Source organism: Bacilli bacterium (assembly GCA_035326105.1).
GTDB lineage: Bacteria > Bacillota_I > Bacilli_A > RFN20 > CAG-826 > UBA7706.
Genome location: DAOKYO010000001.1, coordinates 539,751 through 557,342, shown reverse-complemented (window position 1 = coordinate 557,342; position 17,592 = coordinate 539,751). Strand labels below are relative to the sequence as shown.

The 17,592-nt window shown below is 38.7% G+C and carries 19 protein-coding genes; 11 read left to right on the top strand and 8 right to left on the bottom strand.

Annotated elements, in window-relative coordinates:
* Nucleotides 1–225: 225 nt before the first annotated feature.
* The 8 genes from PKC96_02510 to PKC96_02475 form a co-directional block, all read right to left on the bottom strand.
* A complete protein-coding gene (locus tag PKC96_02510; protein HMM00201.1) occupies nucleotides 226–846 on the bottom strand; it encodes a phosphoribosyltransferase family protein in 621 nt (206 codons plus the stop codon).
* Nucleotides 836–1,984 (bottom strand): helicase-related protein, encoded by a 1,149-nt coding sequence (locus PKC96_02505; GenBank protein HMM00200.1) that lies wholly within the window; start codon nucleotides 1,982–1,984, stop codon nucleotides 836–838. The genes PKC96_02510 and PKC96_02505 overlap by 11 nt, the downstream gene beginning before the upstream one ends.
* 78 nt (nucleotides 1,985–2,062) lie before the next feature.
* A complete protein-coding gene (gene rpiB / locus PKC96_02500; GenBank protein HMM00199.1) occupies nucleotides 2,063–2,512 on the bottom strand; it encodes a ribose 5-phosphate isomerase B in 450 nt (149 codons plus the stop codon).
* A 2-nt stretch (nucleotides 2,513–2,514) separates the two neighbouring features.
* A complete protein-coding gene (locus PKC96_02495) occupies nucleotides 2,515–3,126 on the bottom strand; it encodes an L-threonylcarbamoyladenylate synthase (protein ID HMM00198.1) in 612 nt (203 codons plus the stop codon).
* Between the two features lie 7 nt (nucleotides 3,127–3,133).
* A complete protein-coding gene (gene prmC, locus PKC96_02490; protein HMM00197.1) occupies nucleotides 3,134–4,015 on the bottom strand; it encodes a peptide chain release factor N(5)-glutamine methyltransferase in 882 nt (293 codons plus the stop codon).
* Nucleotides 3,981–5,057: a peptide chain release factor 1 gene (gene prfA / locus PKC96_02485; GenBank protein HMM00196.1), complete on the bottom strand. Its 1,077-nt coding sequence runs from the start codon at nucleotides 5,055–5,057 to the stop codon at nucleotides 3,981–3,983. The genes prmC and prfA overlap by 35 nt, the downstream gene beginning before the upstream one ends.
* A 219-nt stretch (nucleotides 5,058–5,276) precedes the next feature.
* Nucleotides 5,277–7,025 (bottom strand): ABC transporter ATP-binding protein, encoded by a 1,749-nt coding sequence (locus PKC96_02480; protein ID HMM00195.1) that lies wholly within the window; start codon nucleotides 7,023–7,025, stop codon nucleotides 5,277–5,279.
* A complete protein-coding gene (locus PKC96_02475) occupies nucleotides 7,012–8,490 on the bottom strand; it encodes an ABC transporter ATP-binding protein (protein ID HMM00194.1) in 1,479 nt (492 codons plus the stop codon). The genes PKC96_02480 and PKC96_02475 overlap by 14 nt, the downstream gene beginning before the upstream one ends.
* A 764-nt stretch (nucleotides 8,491–9,254) precedes the next feature.
* Here PKC96_02475 and PKC96_02470 point away from each other — a divergent pair.
* The 11 genes from PKC96_02470 (at nucleotide 9,255) to upp (ending at nucleotide 17,592) form a co-directional block, all read left to right on the top strand.
* Nucleotides 9,255–10,208 (top strand): metallophosphoesterase, encoded by a 954-nt coding sequence (locus PKC96_02470; GenBank protein HMM00193.1) that lies wholly within the window; start codon nucleotides 9,255–9,257, stop codon nucleotides 10,206–10,208.
* Nucleotides 10,205–10,360: a hypothetical protein gene (locus PKC96_02465; protein HMM00192.1), complete on the top strand. Its 156-nt coding sequence runs from the start codon at nucleotides 10,205–10,207 to the stop codon at nucleotides 10,358–10,360. The genes PKC96_02470 and PKC96_02465 overlap by 4 nt, the downstream gene beginning before the upstream one ends.
* On the top strand, nucleotides 10,353–10,631 hold the full coding sequence (locus PKC96_02460; GenBank protein HMM00191.1) for a hypothetical protein: 279 nt from the start codon (nucleotides 10,353–10,355) through the stop codon (nucleotides 10,629–10,631). Before PKC96_02465 ends, PKC96_02460 begins: the two co-directional genes overlap by 8 nt.
* Before the next feature lie 101 nt (nucleotides 10,632–10,732).
* Complete coding sequence (dnaX, locus tag PKC96_02455; protein ID HMM00190.1) at nucleotides 10,733–12,523, top strand: DNA polymerase III subunit gamma/tau; 1,791 nt, start codon at nucleotides 10,733–10,735, stop codon at nucleotides 12,521–12,523.
* Nucleotides 12,523–12,831 (top strand): YbaB/EbfC family nucleoid-associated protein, encoded by a 309-nt coding sequence (locus PKC96_02450; GenBank protein HMM00189.1) that lies wholly within the window; start codon nucleotides 12,523–12,525, stop codon nucleotides 12,829–12,831. Before dnaX ends, PKC96_02450 begins: the two co-directional genes overlap by 1 nt.
* 2 nt (nucleotides 12,832–12,833) lie before the next feature.
* Nucleotides 12,834–13,445, top strand: coding sequence for a recombination mediator RecR (gene recR / locus PKC96_02445; GenBank protein HMM00188.1), 612 nt, complete (start codon nucleotides 12,834–12,836; stop codon nucleotides 13,443–13,445).
* 4 nt (nucleotides 13,446–13,449) lie between these two features.
* On the top strand, nucleotides 13,450–14,082 hold the full coding sequence (gene tmk, locus PKC96_02440) for a dTMP kinase (protein ID HMM00187.1): 633 nt from the start codon (nucleotides 13,450–13,452) through the stop codon (nucleotides 14,080–14,082).
* A complete protein-coding gene (locus tag PKC96_02435; GenBank protein ID HMM00186.1) occupies nucleotides 14,079–15,059 on the top strand; it encodes a hypothetical protein in 981 nt (326 codons plus the stop codon). The genes tmk and PKC96_02435 overlap by 4 nt, the downstream gene beginning before the upstream one ends.
* A gap of 1 nt (nucleotide 15,060) precedes the next feature.
* The gene (gene ricT, locus PKC96_02430; GenBank protein ID HMM00185.1) at nucleotides 15,061–15,969 is read left to right on the top strand and encodes a regulatory iron-sulfur-containing complex subunit RicT; all 909 of its coding nucleotides are present in this window, start codon (nucleotides 15,061–15,063) and stop codon (nucleotides 15,967–15,969) included.
* A gap of 5 nt (nucleotides 15,970–15,974) precedes the next feature.
* Nucleotides 15,975–16,838 carry a 16S rRNA (cytidine(1402)-2'-O)-methyltransferase gene (gene rsmI, locus PKC96_02425; GenBank protein HMM00184.1) on the top strand — a complete coding sequence of 288 codons (864 nt, stop codon included), beginning with the start codon at nucleotides 15,975–15,977 and terminating at the stop codon, nucleotides 16,836–16,838.
* A 127-nt stretch (nucleotides 16,839–16,965) separates the two neighbouring features.
* A complete protein-coding gene (gene upp / locus PKC96_02420; GenBank protein ID HMM00183.1) occupies nucleotides 16,966–17,592 on the top strand; it encodes a uracil phosphoribosyltransferase in 627 nt (208 codons plus the stop codon).

The following is a 17,592-nucleotide window of genomic DNA, read 5'->3' as shown; positions in this document are numbered from 1 at the left end:
CTTTCTAATACTTTGTTTATAAATAAACAATGATACCGAAATAAATATTATCATTTATCGGCCTTTCTAACAACAGAATAAGGGTGATAAAAGACTTTTAATACACTAAATAATCGTTGTGGCTTAACGAATAGTAAAAAAGAATAATTCTTTTTCAATTGGTGAAAATAAAAAATGAGGTTTTTCATTTCTTTAATCGCCCATCACTGATTTCATAAAAAGCGACTAATCCTCGGTCGGAAACCCGATGCGTCTAGCGATCGTCAGTACTTTTATTTTTCGGGGATTAGCCTGTTCCACGATTTTTATCATCGCTTTTAACGTGAAACCGGTAGTAAGCACATCATCGACGATAAGAACTTTTTTGCCTTTCAGTTCCGCCAAATTATCCATAGGCATCAACTCATTTTTTATTTGCTTACGCGCAAAGAAACGTCGACTAGACTGTTTGCTCAAAGATGTTTTCTTAACGGCAATTATTATAGGTATTTTTAGATTGCAGAATACTTCTTGCACATGATTGAATCCTCTTTGTTTATCAGCCTCGATATGGGATGGTACCGGAACAAGTACATAATCGCGATAAAAAAACTTCAGCAACTTCTTATACGGAGCAAGAAACACTTCCTTCAGTTCATAATCTTTACCTCCCTTGTATCGATAGATTAATTCGCGAATAAAGGCATTATATGCATAGATGGAAGTGATTGGATATCCTAGGATTTTCCCGTGGAAAAACTGGGGATTCATTTTCTGAAAACATTTTTCACATACGATTGGATTCATTTCAAGAAATAAACGAATTCCCGTTGATTCAAAATCGGCAAAGCATATCTTACAAATCAATATTCTTCTCCTTGATGTCATTTATGGCATCTTTCATCGCCGTCGTTACAGTTTCACTGATAAAGATGACTCTACCGATAGGGTCGGATCTTTTTCTTCCCGACCGACCGGCTATTTGGACCAAAGTCGCCCGATCAAAAAGATAGTGATCGGCATTAAAAACTATCACTTTTAGTTTGGCAACCGTTACCCCACGTTCAAGGACGCTTGTGCAGCAGAGATAACGGTATTGGTGATTGCGAAATCTATCGATTATTTCTGCTCGTTTTTTTCTTTGACTATGAACGTAGTTGCCTTTTTTAAAGAAAATATTTAAAAACCGGAAAGTTTTTTTGGCCATCGCTATTGTAGGGACAAATATAAAGACGGGAGCTGCCATTTTTAAGAGTGTGCGCACTGTCCAAAAAAGATGCCAATAATTGATAACCCCCCAGCCTTGAACGATACTTGGAATCGGTAATGGCCTTCCGTGATAGCGATGAAATAACTCTATAACTTCGCCTCCTTGCTTTTGAAAATTTGCCTTATCCGTTGGATCGACCGTCGCCGATAAGTAGATGATTGTCCCGCGCACGGCTTTTCGCAAGAAAGATGATAGAACAATCGAATCACGATAGGGAAAGGCATCGATTTCATCGAAGATCAACAAATCAAAAAAGTGGTCGTAGCGATACAATTGATGCGTGGTTAAAACAATAATATCACCGCCTAAATCACTGTTTTGCCCTCCGTACACCGCGGTAATAACAGATGAAGGAAAGGCGCTTTTAAGACGGCCGGCAATTTCAACGACGACATCTTTACGCGGTATCGCAAAACCAACTCGTTTTCCTTGATGTAACGCCATGAGCATTGAGTAGTAAACCAGCTCTGTCTTTCCCGCCCCCGTGACGGCATGAACCAACGTATTTATATTATTTTCAAAGTTTTTCTTAATTCTTTGAGCTATTTTTTCTTGCTCAATTGAAAGCTTGTAGTCTAACTTAAGAAAATGGTTTCTATGTGGAAGAGGCGTATAACTAGGCGCGCTTTTTCCTTGAAAAGAAATGCATAGGCGACAATATTTTTGGCCTTTAATCACGCCGATATAGCGACTGTTTTTATTCCCGCATCGCGGACAGATGTATTCTTTATCCATTACTTAGTAGATTGGAACTTAAAGAGCAAAATGGACGATATAAAAAAATAGGAAACGTAAATTTCCTATTTTAAGTTACTATTTACTATGCTTGTCTTCATAGTCAGTAATCTGCTGAACACGAAGGGCGTGCCTACCGCCTTCAAAGGGGGTGGTAAGAAAAATATCCACACGCCTTAATACATCATTAAGGCTCATCTCTCGTTCACCAAAAGCCAGCATATTGGCATTATTATGCCGCCGGGCAAATTCACTAACATGGTCATCATAGCCGATTCCGCAGCGAACGCCTTTTACTTTATTGGCCGCAATTGATACTCCTTCGCCACTAGTGCAAACCAGAAAGCCCAATTGAGCTTCGCCACTGGCAACTTTTTCGGCCGCGGGAATGGCAAATTCCGGATAATTGCAACTATCAGTAGAATTAGTACCGACATCAATTACTTCATGACCCAGCTTATTGAGATGCTCCTTGATTTCATTTTTGTAATGAAATCCTCCATGGTCGGAGCCCAAACTGATTTTCATATTTAATCCTCCCAAATTTTCTTGATTTCGTCAAAACTGACCGTGCCTTGCCGTATAAGGGTCAATTCATCCTGGCTGATTTTTATTATTGTTGAGGGAACGCGACTGGTCGCAACTCCGTCAATAATAGCCGGTATGTCCCCCTTAAATATATTATACGCTTCCTTGGCGCTATATGCCGGTGTTTCGCCTGCGCGATTGGCTGAGGGAACCAACAGAGGCTTCCCGCATTGCCGAATCAAGTCGCGGACTAAATCCAGCGAGGAAATGCGAATACCGATGGATCCGGTATTTAAAGTAACCCAACTAGGTACATTATCCCGGACATCAACGATAATCGTCAATGGTCCCGGCATGAATCGCTTAATAATTTCTTTTGTCTTAGAACTGATCTTTGCGTACTTTTCGATATCTTCTGAATCGGCACACATCAAAGTAAATGGCTTATCGGCCGGTCTTCTTTTGACTGTCACCAATTTGGCAAAAGCTTCTTCGTCATCAAAAACTACTCCCAACCCAAATACAGTTTCCGTTGGAAAGCACACAACTTCGCCTGAAAGTAAAAACTTTGCCACTTCGTTAATTTGCTTTTCTGAATAAATTTTCGTTTCCATATATGCCTCACTTTTGACTGCTTTCAATCATCAGCATCCGATCAATATTCTGCATATCTCTATAAAAAGTGCATTTTGCCTTCGGCAGTCGGCGGCTGACAAGGTCTTCTAAACAATCCTTTTGATCGATTCCAAACTCAAAAAAGATTATAGTCTTATTTTTTTGAATTTGAGATAACCTAGTTAATATTTTTTCATAGTTGGTAATTCCTGGCTTAGCTAGAAGCGCTAAATGCGGTTCATTTTCCCAAACCAAAGGGTCAATGGTTAAATCCGAATCGATGTAGGGAGGATTAGAAATTAAAATATCGACTTTAATGCCGCGCTCAATCAGGGGATCGAGAAGATCGCCGGAAATAAATGTCACGTCTGCATTTAAGGCCAAAGAATTTTCGCGCGCCAATTCTAAAGCCGGTAGCGAAATATCCGTTGCATAAACCTCGGCTTGAGGAAAACTCTTAGCCAAGGAAATGGCAATAGCCCCCGATCCAGTTCCAATATCAGCAATGACCATTTTTTGATTAGGGAAACTTTTTTTAATTTTTTCAATAGCCAGCATGACTAATTCTTCGGTTTCAGGTCGGGGAATCAATACCCGCCTATCAACTTTAAATGAATGTCCACAGAAAGAAGCCTTTCCACTTATGTACTGCGGGGGTTCATTTGCTATTAAGCGTTCATACCACCGCGTAAAAATGGCTGGTGTCGGCAGGAGTTCATTGGCTTTTTTCTTCAACTCCCAATAGTTGTCTAAATTCAAATAATCCAAAAAAAGCAACCGCAGATGGGCTTCGTTAATGGTTGATGGCAGCCAAGAACAGCCGGCATTGTAGGCCTCGCCGATGGTTAAATTATCAAAGTTCACCGGCGATTTTTTGCTGTTGATCATAGTGAATTAAGGCCTCGATAATCTCCTCGAGTTCGCCTTCCATAACCCGATCCAATTTCTGGGTTGTAAAACCAATACGATGGTCGGTGACTCTATTTTGCGGATAATTATAGGTTCTGATTTTTTCGCTTCTTTCACCGGTTCCAACTTTCAAGCGTCTTTCGGTGCCGATTTTTTCTTCCTGTTCGGAAATTTTAGCCGCCAAAATTTTTGCTCTCAGCATATTCATGGCGATTTCTCGGTTTTGAATCTGACTCTTTTCCACTTGGCAAGAAACCACAATTCCGGTTGGAATATGAGTTATGCGGACGGCAGACTCTGTCTTGTTGACATTTTGTCCCCCCGCTCCTTGTGAACGATAAGTATCAACCTGCAAATCTTCCGAACGGATATCCACTTCAATTTGCTCGGCTTCAGGCATTACCAAAACTGTCGCCGTTGAAGTGTGGATTCTTCCCGAAGCTTCCGTCTTAGGAACTCGTTGAACCCGATGAGCGCCACTTTCAAATTTTAATTTGGAATACACGCCCTTTCCCTTAACCATGAATGAAACCAGCGAAAAGCCTCCAGCCTCAGAAGAGTTCTCATCGACCATTTGCACTTTCCAATTATTTTTTTCGGCATAACGGGTATACATTCTAAACAAATCACCCGCAAATATATTGGCCTCATCACCGCCAACCGCTCCTCTAATTTCAACGACAATATTCTTGTCATCATTCGGATCCTTAGGAATAAGCAGTAACTTAATATCTTCAATCAATCTATTTTCTTCCTCTTCCAAACGCCGATATTCCTCTTTTCCCAGTTCGATAATATCGGGATCGGATTCTCCCATCATTGCATAAGCATCATTGCGATTGCTTTCCACTTTTTGATACTCATTATACTTTTCGACCGTTGGCTCAATATCGGAGCGTTCTTTCGATATCGCTCGAAAATGATTAATATCATTGGTGATTTGGGGGTCTAAAAGCTCCCGGTCAATTTCTTCCAGGCGTCTCTTTGTAACTTCCAATCTTTTACGCAAACTATCTTCCATATTATTTGTCCTTCCAAATCGTCATATTTTACCATAACCAAAAGCTATAATAAAACAATAGCCATAATAAAAAACAATCTAGTTATAACAAATATGTTACGTTTTTATACTTTATTCAATGTTTTATTAAAAGCAAGTGTAGCAATATCGGATAAAAATAAGTAAAAAGGCTATTAACATACAGGGAACAAATTTCTTATAAGGCCACAATAACTATGTTTATAAGAACAAATCGCTCTGTGATTTCCACAAATGATGATATGCCCCCTGTTTTGCCAACAGTTCTTTATGCGTTCCCATTTCAATAATTTCCCCTTTATCCATAACGATTATTTTATTTGCCAGTTTAATGCTCCCAAGACGATGGGTAACAATACACCCCGTTTTTCCTTTTAATAGTTTAGCAAACGCCAAGTAAATTTTATTTTCTTCAATTGGATCAATTGCACTCGTTGGCTCGTCAAGAAAAACAAGATTTGAGTCCTTATAAAAACCGCGGGCAATCGCTAGGCGTTGCCATTGTCCCCCCGACAAATCTTTTCCATTAAATTCGCTTCCTAATTTTGTTTGAAGGTTGATACCATCAAATTTGCAAAAATTCTTGAAATGCATTTCGGCTTTATTTTCGTTATGATTAAAGGCATCGCCAATTTCTATGTTATCTAAAATTGTCATTTTATACTTGGCAAATTGCTGAGAAACGATCGTGGTTTGAGAATAGAGGTCACTTTCCTTGTACGCTTTAACGTTAACCCCATTAAAGAAACTTTGTCCCCTTGAAGGAAGAAATGTACCGTTTAATATGTTTAGAAGGGTTGTTTTACCCGATCCATTTTCCCCGACAATAGCAACAATGTCGCCGGAATTGATTTTTAAATTGATTTTTTTAAGAACATAGTCAAAAGATGGTCGGTACTTAAAATAAACATTTTTTAACTCAATAACACTGGTTTCGGATCTCGGTTTATCATTTTTATAGTTTCCATCGCGATTGGCGATGTGCATGAAGTCAAAATAAGGTCGCACCATCGAACTAAACATGTTGTAATAGCCGATTGTTTCTCCCAGTTCGTTATAAGAGGCCAAAAGAATAAAATAAGCTGATATTGAGGCGGCAAATTGTTCGCCGCGAATTTGATCAAAATAAAGTAACACTAATCCCAGAGTAATCGCCCCGATTTCCCCAATCAAAGAAAGGGGCAAAAGGTATAAATTTGTAATTAGTTCCGCTTTTTGATTCTTTCTATCCAAGTTTCCCTTTTTTTTGAGGCTTTCTTTATATTTTTCAAAAATAACGTTGAAAGCATGCGCAACCCTCATTTCACTAACAGCCTCTTTCGTCATCATCGCTTTCTCATATTCCTTTAAATGAAGATCAATTATATTCATTTCATCATGCGTTTTCATCCAGCGTTTAGTTCCAAAAAAGTGCTTCAAAATGGCATGAATTGGCGAAAAAAGAATTAGTAACAAGAAGAAAGCATTAAATGAAGAGATATATATTGTTATTGTTACAATCATCAAAAGGCTAAAAATCAATGAAATAAAGGACTCGGTTAAACGAAAAAGGTTTGTTGCCGAATGTATTGATTCAAATAATTTCGAGTTTATACTCGGTTCTTCAAATAATTCTGAAGAAATTTGCGCACATTTATCATGCAACATCATTTTAGTTTTTCTTTCAAAAGAGGGAATAAGAATAAACTGAATTATATAACGTTTATAAATCACTAGATAAAGTCCGCTCATAAGAAATGAAAAAGCATAAATACCAATAAACATGTAAAAGTTAGTCGCCTCATTAATATTGTTAATCAGTGCAGAAGAGTAAAAAAACACTTGCTCAATTGAGTAAATGGATATCACTCCCGCTATGACATTAATTATTTCTAGAATAATCATTGTTAAAAACGAAAAAGGAATCAGCTTAAAGGCATAAAAAGTAAATGTGGTTTTATTCGTCTTCATACATTTTCCTCTGTGAATCGTAGAGTTCTCTATAGTAGTCATTATCAGTGTATAAATCCTGATGAGAGCCCCTTGCTTCTATCGACCCTGATTTCAAAACGATTATTTCCTCCATATTTTTCAAAGCTCCAAGGCGATGAGAAATAAAAAGCGAGCCACGAGTAAACAATTGTTCATATATTTCATACATTTGCCTTTCGACAATTGGATCTAGTGATGCATTGGGTTCATCTAATATAGTAAAGGGAGACGAAGCCAAAACCGATCTAGCAATTGATATCTTTTGTAATTCGCCGGATGATACATTGGAAGCATTTGAATCTATATTCATTAAATCGGTATCGATACCATTTTTTAGCCTATCAATTGTTTTTTTAAGGGCCAATTTATCTAAAACTGAATTAATCTTCTCTCTACTGATGTCTTTGCCTTTGCCAAAAACGATATTTTCCTTAATTGAAAGCGGAAATCGATAGAAATTTTGAAAGACGGTTGAGAATATTCGGCTTTTTTCTTCTTCCGTGTAATTCTCTATTAATTTCCCTCCAAGATAAATATATCCCGAATTAGGTTTAAGTAACCCCAGCATTAGTTTTACAAACGTAGATTTCCCCGAGCCATTTTCTCCTACGAGAGCGTATTTTTTTGTCAAATCAAAACAGATATTTAGATTTTTTATAACGTAATTTTCGTTTCCGTTATATTGGTAGTTAACATCAACAAAGCGCAACTGAAAGGGGGAAGAAAATTGATTATTTTTTTCTATTATGTTGGTTTTTTTCTTAGGATAATAATTTGAAAGAAATGAGTTTAGTTGTTTAAGTTTATCTTTAGCTAAATGATTCTCTATTAGATTTAAGCCAAGAGAACTGGTTGAGCTGAGCAAATTAAAACTTAATAGGAATAAAGGGATTAATGAGGAAAAAACAATTGGGCGGTTTTTATTTAAAGCGACATACAACATCAAAATTGCAACTGGGAAAAGTGAGGATAGAACTTTTTCAAAAACATCCCCAATCAATCTTTGCCTGCCCATTTTTATATTTTCAACAGCTGCTTTTTTATGCAAATCTTGATATCTACTATTCAATTTTGAAGAATAATTAAATATCTTTTTCTCGGTAGAATAATTCCGAGAAATAAGTACTTCCGATAGATAATTTGGGAAGCGCATTCTCAATATATATTTTCTCCAAAAGCCATCCATTCGCTTAATGTTCTTTAAACTAATTAAAAATAAAAAGAAAGAGAAAACCACAGCAACAATTGCCACCAGCCAATTTGTTATACCAAAAAGAACAATTGTAAATATGAGGGAAAGGATATTAGAAGTAATCAGCGCTTGTGTTCTATATTTTTGAGCGTAACTCTTGATGCCCTCAATTGCTCCATTAAGCGAATCGTAAAAATGTGCATATTCAAAATCTTCATAATCAAAATCGTTAGTTCGTTTAAATACATCCATATAGAGGCGTCCTTGGCAATGGGTATCAAAACATTTATGCGCATAGTTTAAAAACACCCCTAGTCCTAGATAAAAAAGAATCGTACTTACATATAACCCTAGATATATGGCAATTCTTGCTAAACTAGAGTTGTCTTCCATTGAATGATTGGTTACCAATTCAATAATATTTTGCATAAATAAAAGACTTAATGGTGGCAAAATCGCAATTAATATTGAGGAAAAGAAAATCAAAAAAACCCAATAGTTGTTTTTCTTAATTTGCATACTATAGATACTTATGCTCCAAAACTAAAAGATTGATATTAATGCATATGGTTTTTTTACTTAAATATTTGTTTTCCATGTAACCACTTAGATAATATGAATAAAGTTTACAAATGCAAGATTTTGTTAAAAATTTTTATTTATCAAACTGCTTGGCAAAATTCAAAAACCAATTTTTACCAAAAATAGTCTTTAAAAAAGGGAGCATTACATAAACGCAACCTTTTAAATTAATTTGATCACCTTAATTTATTATGATTTTGACTTTTGCATAAATAGTCATAACACTCCCTTTTCTTCATTTAATTTTTGTATTAAATGTCAACTGTACATTTATTAGCAAAAAATATCGATACGTGGAATAGTGATGTAATAAGAAATCGTTTTTTAGTAATGAATGGCTGTTTAATGTTGCTTGATATTTTATTTAGCGGTTAGCTTTTTATTCTTCGTTTTCTTTTAAAGGACGATTATAATGAAGAAAAGGCAATAATTCAATGAAAAACACAACCATAACCCGTGGCTTTCTTCTATTGGCAAGTTTACTAACCGTGGCTAGTTGCACCACGCCTAATTATTTTACTGATGATGATTATTTATCTTTATCGATCGCGGATGATAATTTACGCATCCTGCAAGTTACTGATCTTCACCTTACCTATGGAATCGACTATAACGACCGCCATACCTTGCAATTAATCAAAGAACTAAACGATGCAACCAATCCTGACTTGATTGTTATTACTGGCGATATTTCGATGTCGCCTTTAGGGCCATCTTTGTTTACTAAATTAATTAGTTATATGGAGGATTTGGATACTCCTTGGACCTTTGTTTTCGGTAATCATGAAACTGATTTTGATGACTATGGGAAGTTCTTGGAAAAAATTCAGAATACCAAAAACCTTTTGTTTAAAGTAGGACCCGCTTTTGACGACACCAAAAGCTATGGTAATTTTCGGATTCAAGTTGAAAGGGACGGAAACCCGTTTCGCCAATTGTATTTTCTTGACAGCCACACCGAAAACGATACCGAATCTGGATATGGTTATCTAACTGAAAACCAAACAAATTGGTTTCATAATCATCTAATGGAAGATCAGCTAACGGCATTGCGCTCGCTGGCTTTTATGCATATTCCCCTCCAACAATATACCGATTATCCCAACCACCCGTTGATTGATGGGGCAATGGAAGAAGGAATTATTTGCTATCAAGGAATCGATACTGGATTCTATCAGGAAATGGTTAATTTTGGACTTACCGATGGTGTTTTTGTTGGTCACGACCACAACAACAATTTTTCCTTCTTAAAGGACAATATTCTACTGGCATATGGCCAAACGACTGGTTATAACGGTTATGGCTTTTTAGAACGCGGGGGTCGCGTCATCGACATATCCTCGACGGGAGTTCTATCAAGTTACAACATAACGGAGGCCGAACTATGATTATCTCGCGACGCGATCGCGTATTTATCGCCTTTAATCTCTTTTTCTGGGGACTGGTTGGCTTTTTCTTTACCGGTTGGTATTTATTTGCTTTATTGCCTCTGTTCGGCGTAGTTTTTATCTTCCTTAAAGGAGGAAAAAAACATGTTTGAATTTGCGGTTGGTCTCATGATATATGCCTTTTACTTCACCTTGATTTTTGGCCCATTGACCTTATTTGTCATGCGTTTGGTCTACTTATGGCCGATAAGAAGGGATAAGAAAACTTTTTATAGTGCTTTATTCTTACCCTGTTCAATTGGGTTTTACTATTATTTTCCCAGTCAGAGCAAATTCAAAAAAATCTATAACTCCATCAGCGCTGTTTTCTTTGCTTTAACTGTCATTGCCAGTTTTTTCATTATTTATCAAATCAAGTGGTAAAATAATGCAAACAAAAATATTTTTTAAAACAAAGGGCAAAAAATAAAAAACGTCTAATGAAGAAGGCCTTTTTTGTGTATAATTATTCTATAGGTGAATGTATGGCATATAAAGCTCTTTATCGGACTTATCGCCCTCAGACTTTTGAAGAAGTCGCCGGGCAAAAAGTAATTATTCAAACTCTAAAAAACGCTTTAGCAAAAGGCAAAATTGCCCATGCTTATCTTTTTAGTGGTCCACGCGGAACCGGTAAAACGACAATGGCCAAGTTGTTGGCCAAGGCCTTAAATTGTGAAGAAGGCATCGGCCGCCAATGTAATCAATGCTCTAATTGCCTTGCCGTTATCGACGGCTCACATCCAGATGTCATCGAAATTGACGCTGCCAGCAACAACGGCGTCGATAATGTTCGCGATCTAGTCGAAAACGTTAAATACTCCCCGATTAAGGGAAGATATAAAGTGTATATTATTGATGAAGTTCACATGATGAGCGCTTCGGCTTTTAATGCTTTATTAAAAACCCTTGAGGAACCGCCTTCGCATGTAATTTTTATTCTCGCCACAACCGAGCCCCATAAAGTTTTACCAACGATTGTAAGCCGTTGTCAGCGATTTGATTTTACCAAAGTAAGCGACAAAGATATTCGGGAGCGGTTAATTCATATATTAGATGAGGAAAAAGTCTCTTTTGAGCCGCGGGCCTTAGATCTCCTCATTGAACTGGCTGATGGTGGCGTCCGCGATGCCTTATCGATGCTTGATCAGATTTTGTCTTATGCCGGAGATAAACTGGTTGAAAAGGATATTCTCGATGTATTTGGATTGGCCAACAATCACGAAAAGGTTCAATTGATCAAACAGATCACTCAACATCAACTTCCGGGAGTTATTGAGAAACTGGATTACTTTCAAAAGTTAGGCATTGACCTTAGGCGACTAAATAATGATCTTTTGTCAATTGTTAAAGATGCCTTGGTTTACTGTAAAACCCAGGAACCCGACCTTTTAAAGGAATTAACGGAATCTGAAGCCAAAGATATAGTTTCCAGATCAAATGCCGATGACTTATTAAAAATACTTGATGCCTTCATTAAAACTGACAATGATTTCCGCTACGTCAATAATGTTCGCTCCTTATTTGAGGTTTCCGTTATTGAGATGACGGTCGGCCCCCAAAAGGAACTTTCCTCTACAAATGAGAATGTAAATGCTGATCACGGTGTGACTCCCAAAAAGAAACTTACCCCGGAAGAAATTAAAAGCGTTATTTCACCGGTTGACGATGAAATCGAATTAGAGCCGACGGAAGCGGAAATCAATTTGACACCGGCGGAAGAAGAGAAAAAGGAGCCTACCCCGATTAGTGCGCATGAATTACATGAAAACAAGCCACTTATTCGTAAACAGATCCTCGAGGAGAATAAACCTGTGTCCGCTTCAAACCACGATTCATCGTTGCAGCCAATTTATGAAACCGGGGATGTTATTTCGATGGATGAGAACATGCTCATTAATACGATGTGTATCGGCGATCGTGACGAAAAACTGGCTCTCATTGAAAAATGGGATGAACTTAAGAATTTTTTCTCCGACTTTGAATTGGGACGTTATGCCGCTTTACTAAAGGATGGTCAACCCTATGTTTTGACCAAGGACGTTCTCATCTTAAATTACCTTTATGCTAATCGGGCAAAAAAAGTCAATATCAAGCAGAATCAAAATGCCCTCTCTACCTTGGTAAGCAAATTGATTAATCGTAAAGTTGTGGTCTATGGGGTGTATGATAAAGAGCGAGCCCAAGCTCAGAAAAAGTTTATGGAATTATCGCAGTTGGGACGACTTCCCAAAGCGAAGAATATCATTATTAAAATCAAAGGAGTAAATGACTAATGAATGAAATGCAAAGATTAATGTTCCAGGCGCAAAAAATGCAACGGGAATTAGCAAAAGCCAAGGAAGGCTTGGCCGAAAAGGTGTTTTCAGTTACCAAAGGAGGCGGTCTAACCCTCTCTATGAAAGGTGATTATTCCGATATCAAAGTCGCAATCGCCGATGACCTTTTGGAAAAAGATAACAAGGACATGCTCGAACAATTAATCTCGATGGCAATCACCGAAGTTATTGAGCAAATTGCCAAAGAAGACGAGGCCAACAACGAACGTATAACCGGTAATGCCTCCGGTTTTGGAATGCGTTAATCATGGATAATCTTCCTCATTTAGATCTTCTCATTGATGCTTTCCGTCACTTGCCGGGGGTCGGACAAAAAAGCGCTGAACGGATGGCTTATTCAGTTTTAAAAATGAATAAGGACGATGTGCTGGCTTTTTCGAAAGCCCTGCAAGAAGTCACGACTTCCATCCACACTTGTCCTATATGCGGACAATATACCGAAGATGAAAAATGCCATACCTGTTCAGACCCTACGCGCGATCATTCAATTTGTGTGGTCGTGAGCGATCAAAAGGATGTGTTAAGTTTTTCACGCATCGAGAATTTCAATGGTGTCTTTCATATTCTAGGCGGTGTTCTCTCCGCCAGCAGTGGGGTATCAATTCAAGATTTAAATGTGGATTCGTTATTTCAGAGAATCGAAAACGAGCATATCAAAGAAGTAATTGTTGCTACTAATCCGACAATTGAGGGAGAAACAACCGCACTATATCTTGCCCGTCTATTAGAGCGATTCCCGGTAAAGACCACTCGACTAGGCTATGGTCTACCTATGGGCGGTCATCTTGATTATGCTGATGCTCTAACATTAAAGAAGGCCTTGGCGGGCCGTACAAACATGAAGGAAGAAAAGGAATAACAGTATGGCTATTTTTATTACCTTTGAAGGGCCCGAGGGCAGTGGGAAAACAAGCGTTCTTAAAGAGGTTGCCAAACGTCTTCAAGACGAGGGAGTCCCCATCGTTTTAACGAGAGAACCCGGGGGCACGCCCATCGCAGAAAAGATTCGTCATGTAATTTTAGATCGGGATGAAACCGCGCTTGATCCGCGGGCGGAAGCTTTGCTTTTCGCCGCGAGTCGAAGACAGCATCTCGTCGAATTGATATGGCCGTCATTATCCCGAGGAATCAATGTTCTTTGCGACCGCTTTATCGATTCATCTATGGCCTATCAAGGCGGTGGCCGCCATCTCGGCGTCGACGAAATTTTAACCATTAACACATTTGCTACCGAAGGTAGATTGCCTGATTTAACTCTCCTTTTTGATTTGTCGCCGGAAGTGGGACTTGCCCGCATCGCCAAAAACAAGAATCGGGAAGTAAATCGACTCGACCTTGAAGAGTTAAATTTTCATCGGCAGGTTCGGCAAACATATCTTGAGCTCGCTCAAAGATGGCCGCAAAGATATGAGATAATTAATGCTGAGAATTCCTTTTTGGAAGTCTGTGAGAATGCCTACCGGATTATAATCCGTCATCTAAAGGATAATTCATGATTGACCAAGAGTATTTAAAACGTTATCAACCGATCATTTTTCGCTCATTTGCTAATGCAATAAATGAGGATCGGCTTTCCCATGCCCTGCTTTTAAGCGGGGAGCCCGGGCTTCCGTTAAAAGAGGTGGCGCTTTTTTTAGCCCAATCACTAGTCTGTGATCATAAATCACCTTTGGCCTGCGGACATTGTTTAAACTGCCTGCGTTTTATGGATGGAAATTATAGCGACTTTCAATTGATTGATGGCTCGATTTCCTCCATAAAAAAAGAGAATGTTCTTACGCTTGAAGAAGATTTTTCAAAGACGGCTATCCAAAAAGATGCAAAGATGATTTACATTATTCATCTTGTGGAAAACATGACTTCGGAAGCCACTAATTCACTTTTAAAATTTCTTGAGGAACCGCATGCCGGCGTATATGCCATTTTAACGACTGAGAATGAATCTAAAGTACTGCCGACAATCATATCCCGCACGACGAATATGACCATGGTACGAAGTGATAGAAAATCAATCATCGAGCAAACTCACGATTTAACCGTCCCCTTAAATGATGCGATTCTTCTCGCCGACATCGCTAACGAACCATCGATGCTTTTTAATCTTTATCAAAGTGACATCTATCAATTGGTAAAAGAGAATTTTTTATCGTTAGTCAAATCATTTTCGCTTGATGCTCAGGCGGCAGCTTATGTTTTACAAAAGAATATCGCCGCTAATATTAAAAGCAAAGAGGCCACTCGCCTTTTCTTAGATTTGATGATTACACTTCTGGAAGATACGATCAAAATCAGAAATAACAAAGAAATAAATTTCTCGTTTTTGAAACCGGAAATAGAAAAAATTGCAAGTAATGTAATTCATCCCGAAAAAATTGTCAAAGAAATGGTAAAATTAAGAGGTGAGATTGATTTAAGTTTAAATCTTGCCCTAGTGTTTGATCACCTAGGCTACTATATAATTAAGGAGTCGTAATATGGAAGATGCATTAAATAATGGGGCCGCTAGCAAAGCGCCGACCCATTTTGTTGGTATCCGCTTTAATAATTTAGGCAAAGCTTACTTTTTTTCTACCGATGACAGTTCGCTTGTCATCGGCGATTTCGTGGTTGTGGAAACCATCCGGGGCATTGAACTCGGGAATGTGGCTATTCTCCCCCAAGAGATTATCGAATATAAGTCATCTTTAGGCCTAAAACCTATTTTGCGGCGGGCGGAAGAAGAAGATATTAAAGCTTATAAGGCTAATTTACTAGCCGCCGATGAAGCCTTTCGCTTTACACAAGCCGAGGTTTCCCGCCTCAACTTGGAAATGAATTTAACTTCCGCCGAATTTACTCTCGACCGAGCTAAGATTATCATTTCCTACTTGTCGGAGCACCGGGTTGATTTTCGCGAACTGCTGCATTCCCTCGCCGGAAAACTTCATACCCGGATTGAATTTCGGCAAATTGGTACTCGCGATAAGGCCAAGATGATTGGCGGCGTCGGTATCTGCGGCTTGCCCTTATGCTGTTCAACCTTCCTAAATGAATTTGACGGTATTTCAATCAATCGGGCTAAAAATCAGATGCTGGCCTTGAATATTCCCAAATTAAGCGGTCATTGCGGCAAACTGATTTGCTGCTTGAAATATGAGGACGAATTATACACCGACTTAAAAAAGGATTTCCCACGCTTGGGCTTGCGTTTTAACTACAATGGATCCCAGTATCGCATAACCTCGCTAAATGTCTTGAATCGCACGGTGAAGATTGAGGGCAGCGGCGATGTCCAATTTTTAGATTTATCGACCATCAAAGATATTCTTGCTAAGGATAAAAGCCTTATCCCAGGCAACGGTAAAAAAGATGAGGATAGCGATGATAAAATTGACGAAGAATAAGGGTTATGAAAAGACAATTCACTTATAAGGAGTCCCTGCGAGGAATCTTGTATCTCGTTGCAACCCCGATTGGCAATTTGTCAGATTTATCCGCCCGCGCCCTTTCCGTATTAAAGGAAGTCGATGTGATTGCGGCGGAAGATACGCGCAACTCGGGCCGTCTTTTAGCACACTTTGATATTAAAAAACCACTGATCAGCCTGCATGAGCATAATGAGGCAGAGATGAGCGAGAGAGTGATCTCTTTCTTGACGGATAAAAAAAATGTCGCCTATATAAGCGACGCCGGTTCTCCCGGCATAAGCGATCCCGGACAACGGCTTGTTCAAAAGGTGCTCGCCGCCGATTTTCCGATATCCTATGTTCCCGGTCCTGTCGCCGCTATAACCGGACTTATCCCTTCGGGAATTAATTCCGATCATTTCCTATTCTATGGTTTCTTGGATTCTAGAAAGAGTCGCCGGCTTCAAGAATTAAATAAATTGGCCGATTTTCCTTATACCATTATTTTTTATGAATCGCCCCACCGCATCAAAGCAACAATAAATGATTTCCTGTTAGTTTTTCATAATCGAAAAGCCGTTATCGCTCGTGAACTGACTAAAATCCACGAAGAATACATCTATGGCTCACTCGAAGAATTAGCCGCGCTTGAAGAAAATACTTTAAAGGGAGAAATGGTGATTGTTGTCGAAGGATTAAGCAGCGATGATACAAGTTTGGATGAAGACACTGTTTATCGCGAGTTGAAAACGCGAATCCAAAATCAAATGAGCGCTAAAGATGCCATTAAAGAAGTCAGTATTCTTTACAAATATCCAAAGAATGAGGTCAGTCGTCTTTATTATCAGAAATTAAAGAAGGAATAATTTCTTCTTTTATTTTTATATTTTCAATCAGCGAATAAAATGCTAGTATATCTACGGCTTAAAAGCCGCTTTATTTCCCCTTTCAGTTTGAATTAAAAGGAAGTAAAAATAATTTAGGAGGGTCCAAATGTACCACGTTTGTCAACACCCTCTCATTAAAATCAAATTACCATTAATGAGAGATGAAAACTGCTCAATGGCAGCTTTTCGCGACTATCTCCAGGAGATTACCTATCTGCTGGCAGCCGAAAGTCTATCTCAAATTCCCCTTCAGGAATCATCGACTCCCGTCCAGAGCCCGACCGGTGCGTCTGCTAACGCTTTCACGTTAGCTCGTCCGGTCGTTTTTATTCCCATTTTGCGGGCAGGTTTAGGAATGATTGAGCCCTTTATGCATCTTCTTCCTGATGCCCAAGTCGGATATTTGGCAATGGCCCGAAATGAAGAGACCCTCAAGGCGGAAAATTACTATGTCGCTTTGCCTAAGGTGGAAAATCCGATTGCAATTATTATTGATCCGATGCTTGCCACCGGAGGAAGCATAATTGAAGCCATTAATGAACTTAAAAAGCGGGGATATGCCGATATTCGTGTCGTAAGTTTAGTCGCTGCTATGGACGGCATAACTGCAATTGAAAAAGCTTTTCCGGCAACCGAAATTCTTGTGGCGGCTCTCGATGATCACCTCAATGAAAAAGGCTATATTATTCCCGGCTTAGGTGATGCGGGCGATCGCCTTTTTGGAGGCAAATAA

Coding starts and splice junctions, on each gene's coding strand:
- upp (HMM00183.1), top strand. CDS start 16,966: ATGTACCACGTTTGTCAACACCCTCTCATTAAAATCAAATTACCATTA.
- PKC96_02435 (HMM00186.1), top strand. CDS start 14,079: ATGATTGACCAAGAGTATTTAAAACGTTATCAACCGATCATTTTTCGC.
- PKC96_02505 (HMM00200.1), bottom strand. CDS start 1,984: ATGGATAAAGAATACATCTGTCCGCGATGCGGGAATAAAAACAGTCGC.
- ricT (HMM00185.1), top strand. CDS start 15,061: ATGGAAGATGCATTAAATAATGGGGCCGCTAGCAAAGCGCCGACCCAT.
- prfA (HMM00196.1), bottom strand. CDS start 5,057: ATGGAAGATAGTTTGCGTAAAAGATTGGAAGTTACAAAGAGACGCCTG.
- PKC96_02475 (HMM00194.1), bottom strand. CDS start 8,490: ATGGATGTATTTAAACGAACTAACGATTTTGATTATGAAGATTTTGAA.
- rsmI (HMM00184.1), top strand. CDS start 15,975: ATGAAAAGACAATTCACTTATAAGGAGTCCCTGCGAGGAATCTTGTAT.
- PKC96_02465 (HMM00192.1), top strand. CDS start 10,205: ATGATTATCTCGCGACGCGATCGCGTATTTATCGCCTTTAATCTCTTT.
- PKC96_02470 (HMM00193.1), top strand. CDS start 9,255: ATGAAAAACACAACCATAACCCGTGGCTTTCTTCTATTGGCAAGTTTA.
- dnaX (HMM00190.1), top strand. CDS start 10,733: ATGGCATATAAAGCTCTTTATCGGACTTATCGCCCTCAGACTTTTGAA.
- PKC96_02460 (HMM00191.1), top strand. CDS start 10,353: ATGTTTGAATTTGCGGTTGGTCTCATGATATATGCCTTTTACTTCACC.
- PKC96_02495 (HMM00198.1), bottom strand. CDS start 3,126: ATGGAAACGAAAATTTATTCAGAAAAGCAAATTAACGAAGTGGCAAAG.
- PKC96_02450 (HMM00189.1), top strand. CDS start 12,523: ATGAATGAAATGCAAAGATTAATGTTCCAGGCGCAAAAAATGCAACGG.
- prmC (HMM00197.1), bottom strand. CDS start 4,015: ATGATCAACAGCAAAAAATCGCCGGTGAACTTTGATAATTTAACCATC.
- PKC96_02480 (HMM00195.1), bottom strand. CDS start 7,025: ATGAAGACGAATAAAACCACATTTACTTTTTATGCCTTTAAGCTGATT.
- rpiB (HMM00199.1), bottom strand. CDS start 2,512: ATGAAAATCAGTTTGGGCTCCGACCATGGAGGATTTCATTACAAAAAT.
- recR (HMM00188.1), top strand. CDS start 12,834: ATGGATAATCTTCCTCATTTAGATCTTCTCATTGATGCTTTCCGTCAC.
- tmk (HMM00187.1), top strand. CDS start 13,450: ATGGCTATTTTTATTACCTTTGAAGGGCCCGAGGGCAGTGGGAAAACA.